We start from the raw sequence: 20,282 nt of genomic DNA, 5'->3' as shown, positions 1-20,282 counted from the left end.
GCAATCATCCGGCATGGCTCACGCCGCCCGCACACCCGCCGGCGCGGCGGGCAAGCCCCGACAATTTCAACAAGGATGCCGCACGAGCACGCGCCGCCTGCCTTCGAATGCGCACGGCGCCGCGCGGCCTCACGACATAGGGAGACCCTGCATGTCCACTTCGCCGATTTCCGCGGCTCAGCCTGCAAACGGGCAAAACAGTAGCGCACGGATCATTTTCGCGAGCTTCATCGGCACCGCGATCGAGTTCTACGATTTCTACGTCTATGCGACCGCCGCGGCGCTCGTCATCGGACCGGTGTTCTTCCCGCACGGCTCGGCCACCGCGCAGGCGCTATCGGCATTCGTCACGTTCGGCATCGCGTTCGTCGCGCGGCCGATCGGCTCGTTCCTGTTCGGTCACTTCGGCGACCGCATCGGCCGCAAGTCGACGCTCGTCGCATCGCTGCTCGTGATGGGCCTGTCGACTACGCTGATAGGCTTCGTGCCGGGCTACGACGCGATCGGCAGCCTCGCGCCGATCCTGCTGTGCATCCTGCGCTTCGGCCAGGGCATCGGCCTCGGCGGCGAATGGGGCGGCGCCGCGCTGCTCGCCACCGAAAACGCGCCGGCCGGCAAGCGCGGCTGGTTCGGCATGTTCCCGCAGCTCGGGCCGTCGATCGGCTTTCTCGCGTCCAATGGCCTGTTCTTCGCGCTGGCGCTGTCGCTGTCCGACGAGCAGTTCCGTAGCTGGGGCTGGCGCGTGCCGTTCCTCGTCAGCTCGGTGCTGGTCGCGCTGGGCCTGTACGTGCGCCTGAAAATTGCCGAAACGCCCGCGTTCAAGGCCGCGATCGAGCGCAAGGAACGCGTGCGCGTGCCGATCGCGACGCTGTTCTCGCAACACTGGGTGCCCACCGTGCTCGGCGCGCTCGCGATGGTGGTCTGCTACACGCTGTTCTACAACGCGACGACGTTCTCGCTGTCGTACGGCGTCGGCACGCTGCATATTCCGCGGCAGACGTTCCTCGGCCTGCTGTGCATCGCGGTCGTATTCATGGCGCTCGCGACGCCGCTGTCGGCCCGCGCGAGCGACCGCTTCGGCCGCAAGCCGGTGCTGATCGTCGGCATCATCGCGGCGATCCTGTCGGGCTTCACGATGGCCCCGCTGCTCGGCAGCGGCGAGCCGCTTCTCGTGCTGCTGTTCCTCGTGATCCAGCTGTTCCTGATGGGCGTGACGTTCGCGCCGATGGGCGCGCTGCTGCCGGAGCTGTTCCCGACCAACGTGCGCTATACCGGCGCCGGTGTCGCGTATAACCTCGGCGGGATTCTGGGCGCGTCGGTTGCGCCGTATATCGCGCAGGTGCTCGCCGCGCACGGCGGGCTGCCGTGGGTGGGCGCGTATGTGTCGGTGGCGGCCGCGGTCAGCCTGATCGGTGTGCTGTGCATGCGCGAAACGCGCGATGAAAGCCTGATGAAATAATGCAGTGCGTAGCGGCGCAGCCGGTCTTGCGCCGCTACCCGCCTGATGATGCCTGGGTAAATCCCCCGCCTTGCGCGTCTTTTTGACTTGCCTATACTCCCTGACATAACCCTATGGAAAACAGGGAGACTCGCATGAACATCCATCTTCACAATGCCGACATCGTGATGATCATCGCGCTGGCATTGCTCGGCGCGCTGCTGCTCGCGCTGCGCTTCCGTCCGGCGACATGGAAAGGCATCGTCGTCGAAGCGCTTGCCGCGAACGCCGCGGCGATCGCCGCGGTCGTCGCGTTCGAAATGTTGATGGCCTGAGGTTCACGGCGCCGATGAAGCCCGCCGTTCGGCTCAACGATAGTAGTAGCCATGATGGTAGTAATAACCGCCGCCATAGTAGTAGCCCGGCGCCGGCGCGACAACGCAACCGCCTAGTGCCGATGCGAGGAGCGTGCCGGCAACGAGAGTCAGGATCAAGCGTTTCATGTTGTTCTCCATCGAGTCAGATTGATTCGAGCCGAAACCCCGAATGACCCGATTGAACACGACGCGGCCCCCCGCGAGCGTTGCCATTTGTAAGAGAAGATCACCAGCGTGTTACAGGATCGGCGCACCCGATCGACGCACGTGAGACGCGCGCGCCGCTCTTTCGGGGGGATGTCAACAGCGCCGGAAACACCGCCTATACTGCGTTGAGCATGCTGTCGTGGCGCACGCCTTGCTGGCTATGTATGCGCCGCGCGCCACACGGTTTTTCAGGCGCGCCGATTGGGTCTCGGGATGCCGAGTGGCGCGGGCGCGGGTCATCCGCTCGAGAGCGCATCAGGCATTTCAGCGCCCAACGAAAAGCGACAGATTTAACAGCCGTGTAATCGATTCCTCTCCGCCCGTTGTTCCCCGACGCGGGCGTTTTTGAAGGCGCGACGAGGCACTTCGCCCTGATGGACGGACTGCGCGTCGCGCCTCTTTTCTTTTGGGCAAACGATTGCGCGATAGCGCGGGAAAAGACCTGGCGGGCTCAGGCGGCCGACCCCTGCTGCATCGCGAGCGATTCCGAGCCCGCATGCACGTAGTCGATCGCTTCGAGCGCCGCGCTGATCGGCGGCACCGAGCGGCCGTCGCCAATCGAGGTCGAGCGAAACGGCGCCTCGACGCCGCAATGCGACGGCGAGGTCGCGACGAAGATCATCACCGTGCGCTTCTGTAGTGCATGCGCGAGGTGCACGAACCCCGTGTCGGTACCGACGACGAGCGCGCATGCGTCGATCATCTGCGCGATTTCGGTCACGCTCATCCGCGGCAGCACGGTCGCGCCCGGCACCTCTGCGGCGATCTGCTCGGCCTCGGCGCGCTCGCTGGCCGAGCCCCACGGCAGCACCACGCGAAAGCCGCGCCCGGTGAGTTCGCGCCCAACCGCCACCCAGTGCGCGAGCGGCCATTTCTTGTCGTCTTTGGAGGTGGCGTGGAAGAACGCCGCGACGGGCGCGCTCCCGGATGCGAAGGGCTGCGTGACCGGCTCGGGCAGGCTCAGGTTGTAGATGGCCGGGCCTTCCACTTCGTAGCCGAGCGCCTCGCCCGCGCTGATGCGCATGCCGTGCCACGCATTACCCTGCGGACGCGGGCCGAAGCGCCCGGTGTACGCGAACGCGGCACCGCGCTCGCCGAGATCCTGGGATTGATAGCCGATGCGCCGCGACGAGCGCGCGAGAAACGCGATGATCGCGCTCTTGTAGACGCCGTGGATGTCGATGATGTAGTCGTAGCGGTGCGCACGCAGCTCGGCGATGGAAGCCCAGATCGCCTTCAGATCGCTCCAGCGGCGCGCCTTCTTGAAGCGGCGCAGCGGCGCGCACAGCACGCGATCGACGCCTGTACTCCAATGCACGAGTTCCGCGAATGCCTCGTCGGCAGCCCAATCGACCTGAACACCTGGGAACGCGCGTTTGATGTCGGCGACGACCGGCAGCGCCTGGACGATGTCGCCGAGTGAAGTGACCTTGACGATGAGAATTCGCTTCATTGAGGGTCAGTTCTTTGTCCGAAATTGCATACATTTTAGCTGACGATTCCGCAAGAATCGCCAAAACGCCGCCGCGTGCGTCCGGCGTTCAATACGAAGCATTACAGCGTTACAGCGCCACTACACGCATAGCCGACAATTCGCTTCACCTTACCATTTCAAAATACTTTCACTTATTTGGGCCTGCACCTCGCGTCTTATACTTGTCGCTTTGCGCGAGCCCGTTTCCCCATTCCATGCCCCGGCTCTTCTTTCCCGATTCGTCCGCCGTCATGCGCCGCGCGAAACGCCTGTGGCGGCAATACGGTGTCTTCTGGCTCGGCGCGATCGCAGTCGGCCTCGTCGCGGTGCTATATGCGCGCCTGATCGATTGGGGCTACGACACGTTCCGCGGCATGCAGCATCGGCATGCGTGGGCGCCGCTCGTCGTGACGCCCGCGGTCGCGGCGCTCGCGGTCTGGCTCACGCGCAAGTTCTTTCGCGGCGCCGAAGGCAGCGGCATTCCGCAGGTCATCGCGACGCTGCACACGAAGCCCGGCGAATACGGCGCGCGGCTGCTGTCGCTGCGAATTCTGCTCGGCAAGATCGGCGTGTCGTTTCTCGGGATTCTCGGCGGCTTCACGATCGGCCGCGAAGGACCGACGGTGCAGGTGGGCGCCGCGCTGATGTTCAATCTGCGCCGCTTCTATCCGCGCTCGAATGCGCTGATCGAGCGGCAGCTCGCGCTGGCCGGCGCGGCCGCGGGACTGTCGGCCGCGTTCAATACGCCGCTCGCCGGCATCGTGTTCGCGATCGAGGAGTTGACGCGCAGCTTCGAGGCGCGCGCGAGCGGCGTGCTGATTACCGCGATCATCATCGCGGGCGTGGTCGCGCTTGGCCTGAACGGCAACTACACCTATTTCGGCACGATTCAGATCGGCGCGCATTTCCCCGATCTGCTCGCGCTCGCAGTGCTGCTCACGGCGCTCGTCACGGGGATCGCGGGCGGCGTATTCGGCTGGCTGCTGCTCAACACCGCGCGCTGGATTCCGGCGCCGCTGCGTCAGTTGCATGGCGAGCGGCCGGTCGTGTTCGCCGCGCTGTGCGGCTTCACGATTGCGGCGGTCGGCGTGATCTCGGGCGGCACGACCTTCGGCAGCGGCTATGCGGAAGCGCGCGGCCTGCTCGACGGACACGAGCAGTTGTCGGTGCTCTATCCGTTCCTGAAGATGATCGCGATGATCGGCTCGTACCTGCCCGGCATTCCGGGCGGCATCTTCGCACCGTCGCTATCGATCGGCGCGGGCTTCGGCAATCTGCTGCACATGGTGTTCGGCTCGATGCAACTGCCGATGCTGATCGCGCTCGCGATGGTCGGCTATCTCGCCGCGGTTACGCAGTCGCCGATCACGTCGTTCGTGATCGTGATGGAGATGATCGACGGCCATGCGCTGGTGATTTCGTTGATGGCCACCGCATTGGTCGCGAGCCGCGTGTCGCGCTTTTTCACGCCGCCGCTGTATGAGTCGCTGGCGCGGCGTTATATGGCGCCGTTACCGCAGCCGGCGCCCGCGCCGGTGCCGGAAGTGCCCGAGGTCGAGGCGCCTGAGCCGGTGGTGGAGGACGTGCATAGAGAACCGCCCGTTACGGACGCCACTCCAGACTCGGCGTCGGACGTCGCCGTGGACACCACCACGGCAGACGCCGCGACGAAAGCCTCCGACATACAGCGTCAGTAGACGACCACGCGCGGCACGTGCACGTACATCGGCTGCGCCGGTACGACGACGCAGCCGGCCAGCATCACCGCCAACGCGGCGAGCACGAGCAGATTCTTTTTCATCGGATATTTCTCCACCCTCACAGGCGCGCTGTCGCCAGCGCCTGTGCGTTCACTCAACTCACGCGTTCATCGATGCGATCGTCACGCCCAGTGACCCGGCACCCAGCGATAGTTCGGGCCATGCTCGATCCAGTGGCCCGGCACCCAGTGATAGCCGACACGTTCGACCTGCCAGTGCCCCGCGACCCACACGTAGCGGCCATGATCCCAACGCCAGTGACCGTGATCCCACACATAGCCGGCGCGCGGCGCGGGCACCGCTTCGAAGCGCTCCACGGGCGGCGCGGTCGGCGCGACGATGACGACTTCGGCGGCCGAAGCCGAGGCCATCGCGGCGGCGCCGGCGGCGATCAGAACGGTGTTGGCAAGCAATAGGCGAAAGGTTTTATTCATGATTTCCCTCTTTGGTTGAACACCGGATACGGCGTTACCGGTTTAATGCGCGAGGGCGGCGCGCGGCTGACGATCGGCGTGTAACGGCACACGCTGAAGTGCAACGGATTATTTCGACGGGAGAAACCGGAAGAAACAGAGAGCGGTGCGGCAAGAACGTCGGAAAGAGGACTTCCGCGAGAGCGTTTGCGCGAAAGCAAACACGAGCGAACAGCGAACAGCAACGACACGCATGCGAAGAACGAACCGCGCGCCACACGGCATCGCGTTGAAAACCCACGCGACACCTTGCGGCAATCCACACATCACCTGAAACCGGGCCGCGACCCCGCGGCCCATCCGGACGATCAGGTCTGTGGTATTTCGATCTTGACTTCGAGCACTTCGAGATCGTCCTGACGCTCGAGGCTCACGCGGATATCGTCATTGGAGATCTTCACGTACTTCGAGATGACGGCCACCAGTTCGCGTTGCAACGCAGGCAGATAATCGGCGGGCGCATGGCCACCGGCGCGCTCGTGCGCGATGATCAACTGCAGGCGTTCCTTCGCTACCGACGCGGACTTCTTTTTCTCGCCCAGCAAAAACGAAAGAATCGACATTACGTGCGCTCCCCTTACTTGGTGCCGAAGAGGCGCTGCAGCAGCCCGGGCTTCTGGTAATCGGTAAAGCGAAGCGATTTCTGCTCGCCGAGGAAACGCGACACGACGTCCTTGTAGGCTTCGGCCACGTCGGTGCCGTCGAGATGCACGGCCGGCAGACCCTGGTTCGACGCGTGCAGCACGGCTTCCGATTCGGGAATCACGCCGATCAGATCGATGCGCAGGATTTCCTGGATGTCGGTGAGCGACAGCATTTCGCCTTCGCTGACGCGCTTCGGGTTGTAGCGCGTAATCAGCAGGTGTTCCTTGATCGGTTCCTTGCCTTCGATCGCGCGCTTGGTCTTCGACGACAGGATGCCGAGAATGCGGTCCGAGTCGCGCACCGACGACACTTCCGGGTTCGTCACGATCAGCGCTTCGTCGGCGAAGTGCATCGCGAGCAACGCGCCCGATTCGATGCCGGCCGGCGAATCGCAGACGATGTATTCGAAGTCCATCCCGATCAGATCGTTGATGACCTTCTCGACGCCTTCCATCGTCAGCGCGTCCTTGTCGCGCGTCTGCGAGGCCGGCAGGATGAACAGGTTCTCGCACTTCTTGTCCTTGATCAGCGCCTGGTTCAGATTCGCTTCGCCCTGGATCACGTTGATCAGGTCGTACACGACGCGGCGCTCGCAGCCCATGATGAGGTCGAGGTTACGCAGGCCGACGTCGAAGTCGATCACGGCGGTCTTGCTGCCACGCAGTGCGAGGGCCGATGCAAAGCTCGCGCTCGTGGTCGTCTTGCCCACGCCACCCTTGCCCGAAGTCACCACAATGATTTTTGCCATTACCCTTACCTTGTGTTCGTCAAATGCGTCAATTGATGCGCGGCCAGCTTCGCCGTGAAACGCCGCGTGCCGTCATCACCTGGGGCAGCGCGCGCTTCGCGTCGCCTTACGTGAGCCGCAGCGGTTCGATCATCAGTTTTTCTTCTTCGAGCCAGATCTGCACCGGCTTGCCGAGCACGTCGGCCGGCAACGGGTTCTCGGTCGTTCGATAGATGCCCGCGATCGAGATCAGTTCCGGTTCGAGACACGTGCAGAAGATGCGCGCGTCGTGATTGCCCTGCACACCGGCCAATGCCCGGCCGCGCAACGGCGCGTAAATATGGATGTTGCCTTCCGCGATCACCTCCGCGCCGTAGCTCACGAGACCGAGCACGACGAGATCGCCCTTTGCGTAGATGCGCTGGCCGGAGCGCAGCGGCTTGTCGATCACCATCGTTTGCGGCGACGTGGCGAGCCGCACCGGCTCGACGCCGGATGCGGGTTCGACCGCGGCGGACGCGCCGGAACTGCCTGCTGTCGTGCCTGCCGGGGAAGTTGTTGGCGCGCTCATGGGTGCGTTCGCTGGTGCGCTCGTTGGTGCGTGGGTTGCCTCGCCTGTTGCCGGGCCTGCCGCGGTGCTTGCGGCGGCCGCCCCCGCGCTGCCTTCGTCCACCTGCCGCGCCGCCGTGCCGCGGCGGTCGCGCGCTTCGAGCAGCGGCAACGCCGTTTCGGCCGCCCACGACTGTTCCGCATTCGCGATCACGCCGACCGGACGCATCCGCACGCTGTCGAGCAGTTGCGCGATATCGGCGAGCGGCACGCGTTCGTCGCCGGCGAGACGCCGCACGTCGATCGCGACGACGTCGTTAGCGAAAAATTCGGGGGTCGCCTCGAAGCGCCGCGTCAGTTCGGCGCGCATCGCGTCGAGGTCGGTCGTCTTGACCACGAACATGAGCGTGTCGACAGAGCCGCTGCGAAGTTCGAAAAAGGGCGATTTCTTGGGCGACATAGCGTTCGGCAAAAAATTTTGCGTATTTTACAGGCGTACACGCGCAGGGCCAGTTTTTTTGCCGGGAGAATCTGCGGTTGCGAGCGTGGCGCGCCGCATGTTGCCGCTCGTGCCGGGCAGCCGGCAACGCGCGCCATAGCGCGAAAAATACGGACGGGAGGGACTCGAACAGAGACGAGCGGCACGTGAAAGCACCGCTCCCGGGATCACTGCCGACGCGCGTGGGACGTCGCCGGCACGTGCCGCACCAGCAGACTTTCGACCTGCTCGGGCGCCCGCGCGACACGCCGGTGTTCGCCGGTCGGACCGAAGCCGAGCGCCTCGTAAAAGCGCATCGCGTTGCGGTTCGCATCGGCGACCCACGCGTAGATTTCGGTGGCGCCCGCGCCCGCGAGCCAATTGCTCGCGGTGTCGACGAGCAGTTCGCCGCCCCGCAGATGACGCACGGCCGGCGCCACCCACAGTTCGCAGACGAACGCGCGATGCGCGGCGGTGTCGTCGAAATGCGCCTCGATCAGGCCGGCCGGATGGCCCTCGGTGTACAGGATGAAGCTGCTGACGGACAGCGAAACCGCGTGATCCGCGGCGGTGACGTTGAAACTGGCCGCGTCGGCCGACAGTGCGTCCTCGAGTGTCGCGCCGAACGCATAAGGCGCCTCCCGCAGCGATGCAGTACGGAGTTCGCGAAAAACGGCGCCCTGATCAGCAGCGATGCGGCGAACGGTCAATGACGAACTCATGCAGACGAAAACCCCTTGAAACCTTAACGCGTAGCTTTAACCGAACCGGCGCGCGAGTCAATTTTTATTATTGACCAGAACAGGCGGCGCGAGAAGTGTTCGCACCGGACGCGAACAAACGAGGCGGCAGTCAATGCCGCCTGCATCGTCTGCAAGCTTCGGATGCGGCCGCGACATGCTCGCCGCGCGCTGCCGGCGCCCCCTCGCCGCGCCTTGGCGGCGCACTTATGGCGCCTCGTAGCGGCCGGTGCCGTCCGGCCACGGCGTCAGCAGTTCATAGCCGTCGTCGGTCACGGCGAGCATGTGCTCCCATTGCGCGGACAGCGAGCGGTCCTTCGTGACCACGGTCCAGCCGTCGCGCTGCACCGACGTGGCGGCGCGGCCCGCGTTGACCATCGGCTCGATCGTGAAGACCATGCCCGGCTTCAGGCGCACGCCCTGCCCCGGCTGGCCGTAATGCAGCACCTGCGGATCCTCGTGATAGACCTTGCCGATACCGTGCCCGCAGTAGTCGCGCACGATCGAGAAGCCGTCGCGCTGCGCGACCTTCTGGATCGCATGGCCGACGTCGCCGAGCGTCGCGCCCGGCTTCACCTGGCGGATGCCGGCGAGCATCGCTTCGTAGGTCGTGTCGATCAGTTGACGCGCGACCGGGCTCGGCTGGCCGACGCAGTACATGCGGCTCGTGTCGCCGAAATAGCCGTCCTTGATGATCGCGACGTCGATGTTGATGATGTCGCCGTCCTTCAGGATCTCGCCGCGATTCGGGATGCCGTGGCACACCACGCTGTTGACGGACGTGCAGACGGTCTTCGGGAAGCCCAGATAGCCGACGTTGGCCGGAATCGACTTTTGCGTATTGACGATGTAGTCGTTGCACAGCGCGTCGAGTTCGTCGGTGGACACGCCGGCCTTGACGTGCTCGCCGATCATTGCCAGTACATCGGCTGCGAGGCGGCCGGCGATGCGCAGCTTCGCGATATCGTCGGGGGTCTTGTAGGTAATGGCCATGAATTCAGTCGATGTGAGTCGCCGGTGAAGCGCGAGGTAATACGGACACAGGTTCGGGTGCCCGGCGAGGCGATTTCGCCGGATCGATCGGGCAATTGTACAGAGGATCGCCAGGGGACCCGCCGAAGACGGTCCAAAGTGGTGCAAAGGGAGGGAGCGCAGAGGGTACGCGCGGGCCTTCATCCGCCGCTTCGCGAGCAGGCGCGCCGCGACAGCGCAGCGATCGGCGACGCGGTCACGTCATGCGGCCGGTCTCGATCTTCGCCATGTCGTACGGGTCGCGCAGATTGCGCGCGTACTGCTTCGGCGCCATCCCCGACCAGCGCCGGAACGCGCGGATAAACGCCTTCTCCGACGTGTAGCCCACGCTCTCGGCGATCTCGATCAGCCGCCGCCGCGGATCGCGCAGCGCGCCGCTCGCGAGATACATGCGGTACGAGGTGAGATGGCCGATCGGCGATTCGCCGACGAGTTCGACAAAGCGCGCGCTGAAGCGCGAGCGCGACATCGCGGCCGCCGCCGACAGCGACCCGACGCTCCAGCTCCGCTCGGGCTGGCGATGCAGCAGCGCGATCGCCTTGCCGATCTGCGGGTCCATCAGGCCGCGCAGCCAGCCGGTGTGACTGACCGCCGACGCCAGATGCGCGCGCAATAGCTGCACGAACAGCACGTCGGCAAGGCGCGCGGCGGCGACCGCCCAGCCGGGCTGCGCCGCCATCGATTCGCGGATGAACGCCATCAGCGTGCTCGCGAGCCACGGGCCGACCGCCGGGTCGTTCGCGCGCACGTGAATCAGCGGCGGCAGCACGCTGAAAAGCGGACTGCGCATCGCCTCGCGATAGACCATGATCCCCGTGTACAGATCGCTGACCGAGCCGCCGCCGCCCGCGGTGAAATGCAGCGGCGTGTCGAAGCTCGGATGGATCCCCTGGTCGGCCAGCAGATTGTCGAACGGCACCGGCCGCACCTCCGGCGACGACGCGAGCACGTGCTCGTGCCCGTGCGGCAGCAGCACGAAGTCGCCGGTTTCGACGCGCACCGGCGCCATCCCTTCGACGATGATGTAGAACGGGCTGCCGAACACGGTGCGAAACGCCGCGCCCTCGACCGCCGGTTTCAGAAACGCCCACGGCGCGGTCAGCGAGAAATGGCCGGTCACGACCGCATCCGCGCGCAAATCCGCGAGAGTGTCGCTCAACAGGTCCGCGGCCATTTCCCTCTTTCTCCGTGATGTGCTGCTAGAAGCGCTGCTGGATGCCCAGCATCACGCCGAGCTGATTCGCGCCCGGCGTCACCGTGCCGGCCGCCGCGATCGAATTCGCCGCGAGCGGGCTATTGAGCATATACCCCACCGACGAATATACCGTCGTGCGTTTCGACAGCAGGTAGTTCGCGCGTCCGACCAGCATCGTCGAACTCGAATGCTCGCGCACGATATAGCGCAGCGCCTGCGCGTCGAACGACAGCGCGGGCGTCACGAAGTAGCTGGTGCCGAGGAAGAACAGATCGGTCTGCGTATGCTCGCCCGCCGACAGGTTGCGGCGAATCCAGCCGCCGCCGACCTTGCCGCCCGGATAAGTCACGTACGCGTCGACGATCACGCGCTTGTCGGTGTCGTCGCTGCTGGTGAGCGGCGCCGACGCGCCGGGGCCGCCGTACATCACGTCGTACGACGCAGCCGCGCCGCCCCAGCTGCCGTCGTACGCGAGCATCGCCGTGTACTGGCGGCACGCCACCGCGTCGCCCGCGATCTGTCCCGCGCAGTTCGTCGCCGACGGACCCGCGGGACCCGCCGCGTCGCGGCCGAAACTATACGTGCCGCCGAGCGTCACGCCATGAAACTTGCCGAGGTAGCCGATCGCGTTGTCGCTGCGCGCGTTCGGCAGATAGCTGTCGAAGTTCGCCATCGAATGGATCGACGGGCCGATCACATCTGCGTTGAACAGCACGTACATCGACATGTTCATCTGGCGGCCGAGCGTCAGCGTGCCGTAATCGCTGCTCACGCCGACGTTCGCCTGCCGGCCGAACAGACGCCCGCCGTAGTTCAGCGCGCCGGTCGACGGCGCGAAGCCGTTTTCGAGCACGAAAAACGTCTTGTAGCCGCCGCCGAGATCCTCGACGCCGCGCAAGCCGAAACGCGATGGCACTTCGCCGGTGAGCGTCGGCATGCCGACGAAGGTGCCGCCTTTCGCCGCGTTGTTGTAGTACTCGACGCCGGTATCGACGATACCGTACAGCGTCACGCTGCTCTGGCCAAAGGCCAGCCCCGCCGTGCCTGCCAGCACGGCTGCCGCGCAGAACTTCTTCATGTCGGTCTCCAAACCCAAAGTCATGCCTGTTGATGTGAAATCCTGCCGGGCGTCATGGCGGATCCGGTTTTATTGCGTGATGGGCAGCGACGGGCCACGGCTTCGTGGGTCCGCTGCGCCGGTATCAGTTGGTCTTGCTGCCCGCGAGAATCCACTGCACGACGGTCTGCGCATCGGCGGCGCTGATCTGGTTCGGCGGCATCGGCACCGCGCCCCACGCGCCGGACGTGCCGTTGCGCACGTGCGCGACGAGCGTCGCGGCGGCACCCGGCTGGTCCGCATAACGCGCGGCGACGTCGCGATAGGCGGGGCCGACGAGCTTTTTATCGACCGCATGGCAGCCGAAACACGCGTGCTGTCTGGCGATGTCCTGAGCGCGCGCGGCATCGATGCCGGGCTCGGCGTGCGCGATCGACACCGCGCCGGCCGCAAGGAGGAAAGCGAGAGGAACAGTCAATGGGCGAATCATGGGGCTCTTCTAGTTGTGAGTGATGGATCGGAATACGTGTTGCGTATCGCGTGTCGCGTGTCGCGGATTCACGCAAGCGGCTGATCGAGCGGCATCGTGCGCAGGCGCGTGCCGTTGGCCTGATAAAGCGCTTCGGCCACCGCGGGCGCGACCGGCGGCAGCACCACCTCGCCGCAGCCCTGCGGCGCGCGATCGCTTTCGACGATCACGACCTCGACCTTCGGCATCTGCGCGAGATACAGCAGCGGGTAGTCGGAGAAATTCTGTTGAACGACCGCGCCGTCCCTGAACGTGATCTCGCTCCTGAACGTGTTGGTCAGCGCGAAGCCGATGCCGCCCTCGACCATCTGCCGGATCAGCATCGGATTGATCGCGCGTCCGCAGTCGATCGCGCAGACGACGCGTTCGAGCTTCGCGTTACCGTTCACCATCCTGAGTTCGGCGATCAGCGCGACATAGGTCGTGAACGCGCCGCCGCGCCCCGTGTACAGGCAATACGCGAGACCGCGATGCACGCCGGCCGCGGGCTTGCCCGACCAGCCCGCCCGCGCCGCCACGCGATCGAGCACGCGCAGCGCAAGCGGGTCGTCGCGCAACAGCGTGCGGCGATACGCGAGCGGATCGATGCGCGCCGCGTGCGCGAGTTCGTTGATGAAGCTCTCGAGAAAGAACACGCTCGACGTGCTGCCGACGCTGCGCATGAAGCTCACCGGAATCGGCTGCGTGACGGTCACCGAATCGACCAGCAGGTTCGGCACGCGATAGCCGAGGTCGTACAGACCGTCGAGCATCGTCTCGTCCCAGCCGCCGGCTTTCTCGTAGTAGTCGCGCTTGATCGACCAGTACAGCGACTGGCCCGCCACGCGAATGTGCATGGCGTGCGGATACCCGTCCGCGCCGAGCACCGCGCGCAGGCGCGCCGATGCGCAGGGCCGGTAGAAGCCGTGACGGATATCGTCCTCGCGCGAGCGGATCACCTTGACCGGACGCCCCACCGCCTTCGACGCGAACGCCGCGTGGATCACGAAATCCGGCACGTACTTGCGCCCGAAGCTGCCGCCGAGGAACGTCGTGTTGACGATCACCCTGTCCGGCGGCACTTTGAAAATCGCGCCGAGCGTCCAGCGCACCTTGTCCTGCCCCTGGATCGGCCCCCACACCTCGATGTCGTGCTCGCGCACGTGCACGGTCGCGTTGACCGGCTCCATCGTCGCGTGAACGATGTACGGCGTGTGATAGTCCGCTTCGACGACGGCCCGCGCGCCGGCGAGCGGCGTGGCCGCGTCGCCGATCCGCGTCGCCACGACCGCGTGCTCCGACATCAGCGCGGCCTTGCGCTGCGCGAGGATCGTCGCACTGTCGAACAGCGGCGTGCCGGCGTCGTCCCACTGCACGTCGAGCGCGTCGCAGGCCTTTTTCGCCTGCCAGTAGGTTGCCGCCACCACGATCACGGCGTCCTTCGCCTGCACCACCTCGACCACGCCCGGCAGCGCGCGCACCGCATCGCGATTACGCACGGCCAGCGGCTTGCCGTTGAGCGTCGGCGCCATTTTCACCGCGCCATTGAGCATGCCGGGCACGTTCACGTCGATGCCGAATTGCGCGCGGCCGCTGACCTTCGCGGGCACGTCGAGCTTCGCGAGCGGCTGGCCGATCAGCGTGTGCGCCGATTCCGGCTTCAGACGCGGCTGCGCATCGAGCGGCAGCTTCGCGACGTCGGCGAGCAGTTCGCCATAGCCGACCGAGCGGCCCGTCTGCGGATGGATCACGCGGCCGCTCTTCGCGGTGCATTGCGTCGGACGCACGCCGAGACGCTGCGCGCCCGCCTTCAGAAACGCCGCGCGCGCCTGGGCGCCCGCCGTACGCAAGCGCGTGTAGAACATCGTCACCGACATCGACGCGCCGACGAACTGTTGCGGCATCTCGTTCGCGGCGGAAATACGGTAGGCGTCGCGGCCCGTGACGAACTCGACGCTCACGCGCCGCCAGTCGGCGTCCATCTCGTCGGCGAGCACCTGCGGCAGACCGGTGTAGACGCCCTGCCCGACCTCGCACTGCGACAGGCCGATGATCGTGCGGCCATCGGGATCGACGCGGACCCAGTCGTTGATTTCGTGGAATGGCGAGGTGCCCGGCGTGCTATCCGCGCCTTCAGCGGCTTCGCCATACGTGCTCCATGCGAGCGGCAGCACGAGACTGCCCGCCATCGCGAAGCCGGCCGCGGCGCCGCTCTTCAGGAATACGCGTCGGCTCTCGCGACGCAGCACTTCCACATGCTCAGGAATTCGCTGCGACATGGACGGCCTCGCGGATACGGTGATAGGTCGCGCAGCGGCACAGGTTCGTGACGCCCTGGTCGATCTGCGCGTCGGTGGGATGGGGATGCTGCTCGAGCAACGCCGCGACCGCCATCACCATGCCCGACTGGCAATAGCCGCATTGCGGCACGTCCTTTTTGATCCACGCCTGCTGCACCGGATGCGTGACATCCGCCGACAGCCCTTCGATGGTCGTGATACCGCGGCCCGCGACCGCCGCGACCGGCAGCACGCACGAGCGCGTCGCCTCGCCGTCCAGATGCACGGTGCACGCACCGCATGCGCCGATGCCGCAGCCATACTTGGTGCCCGTGAGATTCGCCGCGTCGCGGATCACCCACAGGAGCGGCGTGTCCGGATCGCCGACGAAATCGAACGGCTTTCCGTTCAGTGTGAATTGCATGCTCCGTCTCCCCCCAAAAATCGCCATCCGGCGTGTCCGTCACGGCAAACGTGATGGGGGAATTCTTGAGGCGGACAAAATGCGCGGCAATGACACAACCGCCCGAATAGGTTGCCGATCGTCCCGCAAGCGTCCGGAACGTCCCGCAAGCGGCCAAAACTCGCGTTTTCCCTGGAACGCCGATGTGCATTGCGCCGCTGCGTGGAGACGGCCTAAATAACTCGCCGCTCGATGCCGTTATAACGCGTTATTCATTCCATAAATGGCCGTTTGTTTCACTAAAGAAACAAATTCTGCAATTTCGGCAACCAGGATGCTCCAATCTTCATGAAAAATCTCACGCTCAACGTGCGCATCGCCGCCACGATCGCGTTTCTCGCCCTGCTGCTGATCGCCACCGGCACGATCGGCATCGTCGGCATGGCCGCCAGCAACCGCGCGCAGCGCGACGCGTATGCGGTGCACTACGCGTCGGTGGTCGCGCTCGGCAAGTCGGGCACCGCGATGTCGCGGGCGCGCTTCGGGCTCGATTGGGCGATGGCCAATCCGCACTCGCCGCAACTCGCGATGCAGCTCGAGCGCGCGAACGGCCTGCTCGCGGAGTCCGATCGCTATTGGGCCGAGTTCCGTGCGCTTCCGAAAGCGGGCGAACTCGCCGCGCTCACCGCCGATCTCGACGCGCAACGCAGCGCGGTACGCCACGACGGCATCGACCGACTGATCGACGCGATCCGCCGCGGCGACACCGGCTGGATGGACGAAAACCGCGCGCAGCACCTGATCGCGCTGTACACCGCGATGAACGTGAGCCAGGGCAAGCTCGAGCGCTACCTGGACGCGCAGGCGACCGAGGCGGGAGAACGCTCGAACGCGCTCTTTCACGCGATGCTCGCGACCTGCGCGGCGAGCATCGCGCTCGCGCTCGCCGTCGCGTTCCTGAGCTGGCGTTCGCTGCGGCGCGCGATCATGAAGCCGCTCACGAGCGCGATGCATCAGTTCGACGCGATCGCCGCAGGCGACCTCAGCACGCGCGCGGCGGTGCATGCGAACGACGAAATGGGCACGCTGCTGCGCGCGCTCGCCGCGATGCAGGAGCGCCTGCTCGGCACGGTCGCGGCGGTGCGCTCGGGATCGACGGCGATCGCGTCGGCCACGCAGCAGATCGCCGCGGGCAACCAGGATCTGTCGCAACGCACCGAGAAGCAGGCGGCGTCGCTCGGCGAAACGGCCTCCGCGATGGAGCAGCTCACCGCCACCGTGCAGTTGAACGCGAGCAACGCCGAACAGGCGAGCGAGCTCGCGCGCGGCGCGTCGAACCTCGCCGCGCATGGCCGCGACGCGGTCGGCAGCATGATCGAAACGATGCGCGCGATCCACACGGGCTCCGCGCAGATGACCGGCATCATCGGCACGATCGAGAGCATCGCGTTCCAGACCAATATCCTCGCGCTCAATGCGGCGGTCGAAGCCGCGCGCGCCGGCGACGAAGGCCGCGGCTTCGCGGTCGTGGCCGGCGAGGTGCGCAGCCTCGCGCAACGCTCGGCCGCGGCGGCGCGCGAGATCGGCGGGCTGATCGCCGAGTCGACGTCGCGCGTCGAACGCGGCGCGGGACTCGTCGAGGATGCGGGCGGCACGATGCAGCAGATCGAGGCGGCGATCGCGCGCGTGACGAGCATCGTCGGCGAGATTGCGCAGGCGTCGCGCGAGCAGAGCGACGGGATTCAGCAGGTGGGCATTGCGATCACGCAGATGGACGAGGTCACGCAGCAGAACGCGGCGCTGGTGGAGGAAAGCGCGGCGGCCGCCGCGTCGCTCGCGGATCAGGCGCGCGCGTTGAGGGAGGTGATGGACGGGTTCAGGGTCGCGTGAGGTAGCGCGGCCATCCGGCGCGGCGGGACCCGGCGTGAAGACCTGGCCCGCCTTCCGCCGTTTGGGAAAGCCAAAAACAAAAAACCCCGCAGTCATCGACTTGCGGGGTTCCTTTTGAATTTGGCGGAAAGGGTGAGATTCGAACTCACGGTACCCCTAAAGGTACACTGGATTTCGAGTCCAGCGCATTCGACCACTCTGCCACCTTTCCGGGTATTCCGACTCACAGCGCGACTTTCAACTTGCTGCTGCTTCGTCAGATCCAAGCGGGCCGCTGCTTGGGAGAGAAAGATTATAGAACAGCTCGGATTCGTTTTCCAAGCCCCTCGTCGAAAAAACTTCGAAATATTCCCGGAGAGCGTCAGGCCGCCGGCACTTCGAGTCGTTCCACACCACCGAGGTAGGGCCGCAGCGCCACGGGCACCGTCACCGAGCCATCGGCGTTCTGGAAATTCTCGAGCACGGCGACGAGCGTGCGGCCCACCGCGAGACCCGAACCATTCAGCGTATGCACGAGTTCCGGCTTGCCCTGCGCATTGCGATAACGCGCATGCATGCGACGCGCCTGGAACGACTCGGTATTCGAGCAGCTCGAGATCTCGCGATACGTGTTCTGCGCCGGCAGCCACACTTCGAGGTCGTAGGTCTTCGAAGCCGAGAAGCCCATGTCGCCGGTGCACAGCGTGATTACGCGATACGGCAGCTCGAGCTTCTGCAGAATCGCCTCCGCATGGCCGACCATCTGCTCGAGCGCGTCATACGACGTGTCCGGCGCGACGATCTGCACCATCTCGACCTTGTCGAACTGATGCTGGCGGATCATGCCGCGCGTGTCACGGCCGTACGAGCCCGCTTCCGAGCGGAAGCACGGCGAATGCGCGGTCAGCCTGATCGGCAGCGCGTTGGCTTCGACGATGCTCTCGCGCACCGTGTTCGTCAGCGAAATTTCCGACGTCGAAATCAGATACTGCGTAACCGTGTTTTCGCCGCCGCCCTTCTCGACGCGGAACATGTCGTCGGCGAACTTCGGCAGTTGGCCGGTGCCGTACAGGATCTCCGGATTCACGATGTACGGCGTGTAGATCTCGGTGTAGCCGTGCTGCTGCGTATGCGTGTCGATCATGAACTGCGCGAGCGCGCGATGCAGCCGCGCAATCTGGCCGCGCAGCATCGTGAAGCGCGCGCCCGACAGCTTCGCGCCGGTCTCGAAGTCGAGCCCGAGCGGCGTGCCGACGTCGACGTGATCCTTCACCTCGAAGTCGAACTGGCGCGGCGTGCCCCAGCGGCGCACCTCGACGTTCTCCGTTTCGTCGCGGCCCGCCGGCACGCTCTCGTGCGGCAGATTCGGCACGCCGAGCAGCAGATCCGACAGACGCTTCTGGATGTCCTCCAGCTTCACGGCCGACGCCTTCATCTCGTCGCCGATGCCGCCGACTTCGGCCATCACCGCCGACGTGTCCTCGCCGCGCCCCTTCATCGCGCCGATCTGCTTCGACAGGCTGTTGCGGCGCGCCTGCAGTTCTTCGGTACGGGTCTGGGTATCGCGGCGTTCCGCTTCGAGCGCGGTGAAGGCCGCGACGTCGAGGGTATAGCCGCGGTCGGCGAGGCGCTTCGCGACGCCGTCGAGGTCTTTGCGCAGCAACTGGATGTCGAGCATGGAATGGGACGGGTGTTCGTTGTATGAAACCGCGATTTTAGCGCACCGGCGCGCCGCAAAAGCCTCAGCTCTTCTTCGGCCTGTTCTCCGCGCGCCACTGCGCGTCGAGCTCGGCGAGCCGCGCCAGCTTCTCGCCGATCTTGCCTTCGAGGCCGCGTGGCGTCGGCTCGTACCAGTGCGGCTCGCGCATGTTGTCGGGCAGGTAGGTTTCGCCGGCCGCGTACGCATCGGGTTCGTCGTGCGCGTAGCGGTAGTCGTGGCCGTAGCCGAGTTCCTTCATCAGCTTCGTCGGCGCGTTGCGCAGATGTACCGGCACCGCGCGCGACTGGTCCTTGCCGACGAAGCGCCGTGCCTCGTTGTACGCGTTGTACCCGGCGTTCGATTTCGGCGCGACCGCGAGGTAGATAACCGCCTGCGCGAGCGCGAGCTCGCCTTCGGGCGAGCCCAGGCGCTCGTAGGTTTCGGCGGCGTCGAGCGTGATGCGCGCGGCGCGCGGGTCGGCGAGACCGATGTCTTCCCACGCCATGCGCACGATGCGGCGCGCGAGGTAACGCGGATCCGCGCCGCCGTCGAGCATGCGGCAGAACCAGTACAGCGCGCCGTCCGGGTTGCTGCCGCGCACCGATTTATGCAGCGCGCTGATCTGGTCGTAGAATGCGTCGCCGCCCTTGTCGAAGCGGCGCAGGTTTTCCGCGAGCGCGCTGCCGAGCAACGCGCCGTCGATTTCGGTGGTCTTCTGCTGGGCAGCCGCGCGCGCGACGATTTCGAGGTTGTTCAGCAGCTTGCGGCCGTCGCCGTCGGCGGAACCGATCAGCGCGGCACGCGCTTCATCGGTGAACGTGAGGCCGCCGAGCTCCTTCTGCGCGCGTTCGAGCAGTTCGCGCTGCTCGTCGTCGGTCAGGCTCTTCAGCACGTAGACCGCGGCGCGCGACAGCAACGCGCTGTTGACCTCGAACGACGGATTCTCGGTCGTCGCGCCGACGAACACGAACAGGCCCGACTCGACGTGCGGCAAGAACGCGTCTTGCTGGCTCTTGTTGAAGCGATGCACTTCGTCGACGAACACCAGCGTCTGATGACCGTTCGCGCGATGGATCTGCGCGGTCTCGACTGCCTCGCGAATATCCTTCACGCCCGAGAGCACCGCCGACAGCGCGATGAACTGCGCGTGAAACGCGTCGGCCATCAGCCGCGCGAGCGTGGTCTTGCCGACGCCGGGCGGGCCCCACAGGATCATCGAATGGGCCTCGCCCGACTCGAACGCGACCCTGAGCGGCTTGTTCGGGCCGAGCAGGTGCGCCTGCCCGATCACTTCGTCGATATTGCGTGGCCGCAGGCGTTCGGCGAGCGGAACATTGGCACGGGTTTCTTCAAACATGACGTTTTGGGGATA

The 20,282-nt window shown here is 65.7% G+C and carries 19 protein-coding genes and 1 tRNA gene; 4 read left to right on the top strand and 16 right to left on the bottom strand.

The window, feature by feature from the left end; translation table 11 throughout:
* Nucleotides 1–151 precede the first annotated feature (151 nt).
* Together QM685_RS24405 and QM685_RS24400 are read left to right on the top strand one after the other, a co-directional pair.
* Nucleotides 152–1,459: an MFS transporter gene (locus tag QM685_RS24405; protein ID WP_415120200.1), complete on the top strand. Its 1,308-nt coding sequence runs from the start codon at nt 152–154 to the stop codon at nt 1,457–1,459.
* Between the two features lie 134 nt (nt 1,460–1,593).
* Entirely contained in the window at nt 1,594–1,773 is a 180-nt protein-coding gene (locus tag QM685_RS24400) for a hypothetical protein (RefSeq protein ID WP_415120198.1), read from the top strand.
* A 33-nt stretch (nt 1,774–1,806) separates the two neighbouring features.
* Here QM685_RS24400 and QM685_RS24395 read toward each other — a convergent pair whose 3' ends face one another.
* Together QM685_RS24395 and waaC are read right to left on the bottom strand one after the other, a co-directional pair.
* Complete coding sequence (locus QM685_RS24395) at nt 1,807–1,941, bottom strand: hypothetical protein (RefSeq protein ID WP_415120196.1); 135 nt, start codon at nt 1,939–1,941, stop codon at nt 1,807–1,809.
* A gap of 532 nt (nt 1,942–2,473) precedes the next feature.
* Nucleotides 2,474–3,475, bottom strand: a complete 1,002-nt coding sequence (gene waaC / locus QM685_RS24390) for a lipopolysaccharide heptosyltransferase I (protein WP_415120194.1) — start codon at nt 3,473–3,475, stop codon at nt 2,474–2,476.
* 272 nt (nt 3,476–3,747) lie between these two features.
* Between waaC and QM685_RS24385 the strand changes: the two genes are divergently transcribed.
* A complete protein-coding gene (locus QM685_RS24385) occupies nt 3,748–5,193 on the top strand; it encodes a chloride channel protein (protein WP_415120386.1) in 1,446 nt (481 codons plus the stop codon).
* Nucleotides 5,194–5,378: 185 nt separating this feature from the next.
* Here QM685_RS24385 and QM685_RS24380 read toward each other — a convergent pair whose 3' ends face one another.
* The 11 genes from QM685_RS24380 to QM685_RS24330 form a co-directional block, all read right to left on the bottom strand.
* Entirely contained in the window at nt 5,379–5,690 is a 312-nt protein-coding gene (locus QM685_RS24380; protein ID WP_415120192.1) for a YXWGXW repeat-containing protein, read from the bottom strand.
* Nucleotides 5,691–6,037: 347 nt separating this feature from the next.
* Nucleotides 6,038–6,292, bottom strand: a complete 255-nt coding sequence (minE, locus tag QM685_RS24375; RefSeq protein ID WP_415120190.1) for a cell division topological specificity factor MinE — start codon at nt 6,290–6,292, stop codon at nt 6,038–6,040.
* Nucleotides 6,293–6,306: 14 nt separating this feature from the next.
* Entirely contained in the window at nt 6,307–7,122 is an 816-nt protein-coding gene (gene minD / locus QM685_RS24370; protein WP_415120188.1) for a septum site-determining protein MinD, read from the bottom strand.
* Nucleotides 7,123–7,228: 106 nt separating this feature from the next.
* Nucleotides 7,229–8,110 (bottom strand): septum site-determining protein MinC, encoded by an 882-nt coding sequence (gene minC, locus QM685_RS24365; RefSeq protein WP_415120186.1) that lies wholly within the window; start codon nt 8,108–8,110, stop codon nt 7,229–7,231.
* A 206-nt stretch (nt 8,111–8,316) separates the two neighbouring features.
* Nucleotides 8,317–8,850: a GNAT family N-acetyltransferase gene (locus QM685_RS24360; protein ID WP_415120184.1), complete on the bottom strand. Its 534-nt coding sequence runs from the start codon at nt 8,848–8,850 to the stop codon at nt 8,317–8,319.
* A gap of 225 nt (nt 8,851–9,075) precedes the next feature.
* Nucleotides 9,076–9,861 carry a type I methionyl aminopeptidase gene (gene map / locus QM685_RS24355; RefSeq protein WP_415120182.1) on the bottom strand — a complete coding sequence of 262 codons (786 nt, stop codon included), beginning with the start codon at nt 9,859–9,861 and terminating at the stop codon, nt 9,076–9,078.
* A 235-nt stretch (nt 9,862–10,096) separates the two neighbouring features.
* Entirely contained in the window at nt 10,097–11,074 is a 978-nt protein-coding gene (locus tag QM685_RS24350; protein WP_415120180.1) for an AraC family transcriptional regulator, read from the bottom strand.
* 25 nt (nt 11,075–11,099) lie between these two features.
* Nucleotides 11,100–12,173: a porin gene (locus QM685_RS24345; RefSeq protein ID WP_415120178.1), complete on the bottom strand. Its 1,074-nt coding sequence runs from the start codon at nt 12,171–12,173 to the stop codon at nt 11,100–11,102.
* Nucleotides 12,174–12,297: 124 nt separating this feature from the next.
* Complete coding sequence (locus QM685_RS24340; protein WP_415120176.1) at nt 12,298–12,642, bottom strand: c-type cytochrome; 345 nt, start codon at nt 12,640–12,642, stop codon at nt 12,298–12,300.
* Between the two features lie 68 nt (nt 12,643–12,710).
* Complete coding sequence (locus tag QM685_RS24335) at nt 12,711–14,939, bottom strand: molybdopterin cofactor-binding domain-containing protein (RefSeq protein ID WP_415120174.1); 2,229 nt, start codon at nt 14,937–14,939, stop codon at nt 12,711–12,713.
* On the bottom strand, nt 14,920–15,363 hold the full coding sequence (locus tag QM685_RS24330) for a (2Fe-2S)-binding protein (RefSeq protein WP_415120172.1): 444 nt from the start codon (nt 15,361–15,363) through the stop codon (nt 14,920–14,922). The genes QM685_RS24335 and QM685_RS24330 overlap by 20 nt, the downstream gene beginning before the upstream one ends.
* Nucleotides 15,364–15,690: 327 nt before the next feature.
* Here QM685_RS24330 and QM685_RS24325 point away from each other — a divergent pair, with 327 nt between their 5' ends.
* Entirely contained in the window at nt 15,691–17,232 is a 1,542-nt protein-coding gene (locus QM685_RS24325) for a methyl-accepting chemotaxis protein (RefSeq protein WP_415120170.1), read from the top strand.
* A gap of 121 nt (nt 17,233–17,353) precedes the next feature.
* Here QM685_RS24325 and QM685_RS24320 read toward each other — a convergent pair.
* The 3 genes from QM685_RS24320 to QM685_RS24310 all read right to left on the bottom strand — a co-directional run bounded on the left by QM685_RS24320 (nt 17,354) and on the right by QM685_RS24310 (nt 20,267).
* A tRNA-Ser gene (locus tag QM685_RS24320) sits at nt 17,354–17,443 on the bottom strand.
* 150 nt (nt 17,444–17,593) lie between these two features.
* Complete coding sequence (gene serS, locus QM685_RS24315) at nt 17,594–18,889, bottom strand: serine--tRNA ligase (protein WP_415120168.1); 1,296 nt, start codon at nt 18,887–18,889, stop codon at nt 17,594–17,596.
* Nucleotides 18,890–18,953: 64 nt separating this feature from the next.
* On the bottom strand, nt 18,954–20,267 hold the full coding sequence (locus QM685_RS24310) for a replication-associated recombination protein A (RefSeq protein WP_415120166.1): 1,314 nt from the start codon (nt 20,265–20,267) through the stop codon (nt 18,954–18,956).
* Between the last annotated feature and the right edge of the window lie 15 nt (nt 20,268–20,282).

The organism is Paraburkholderia sp. (assembly GCF_047605525.1).
Classification (GTDB): Bacteria; Pseudomonadota; Gammaproteobacteria; order Burkholderiales; family Burkholderiaceae; genus Paraburkholderia.
This window is presented reverse-complemented; position numbering and strand designations above follow the sequence as displayed.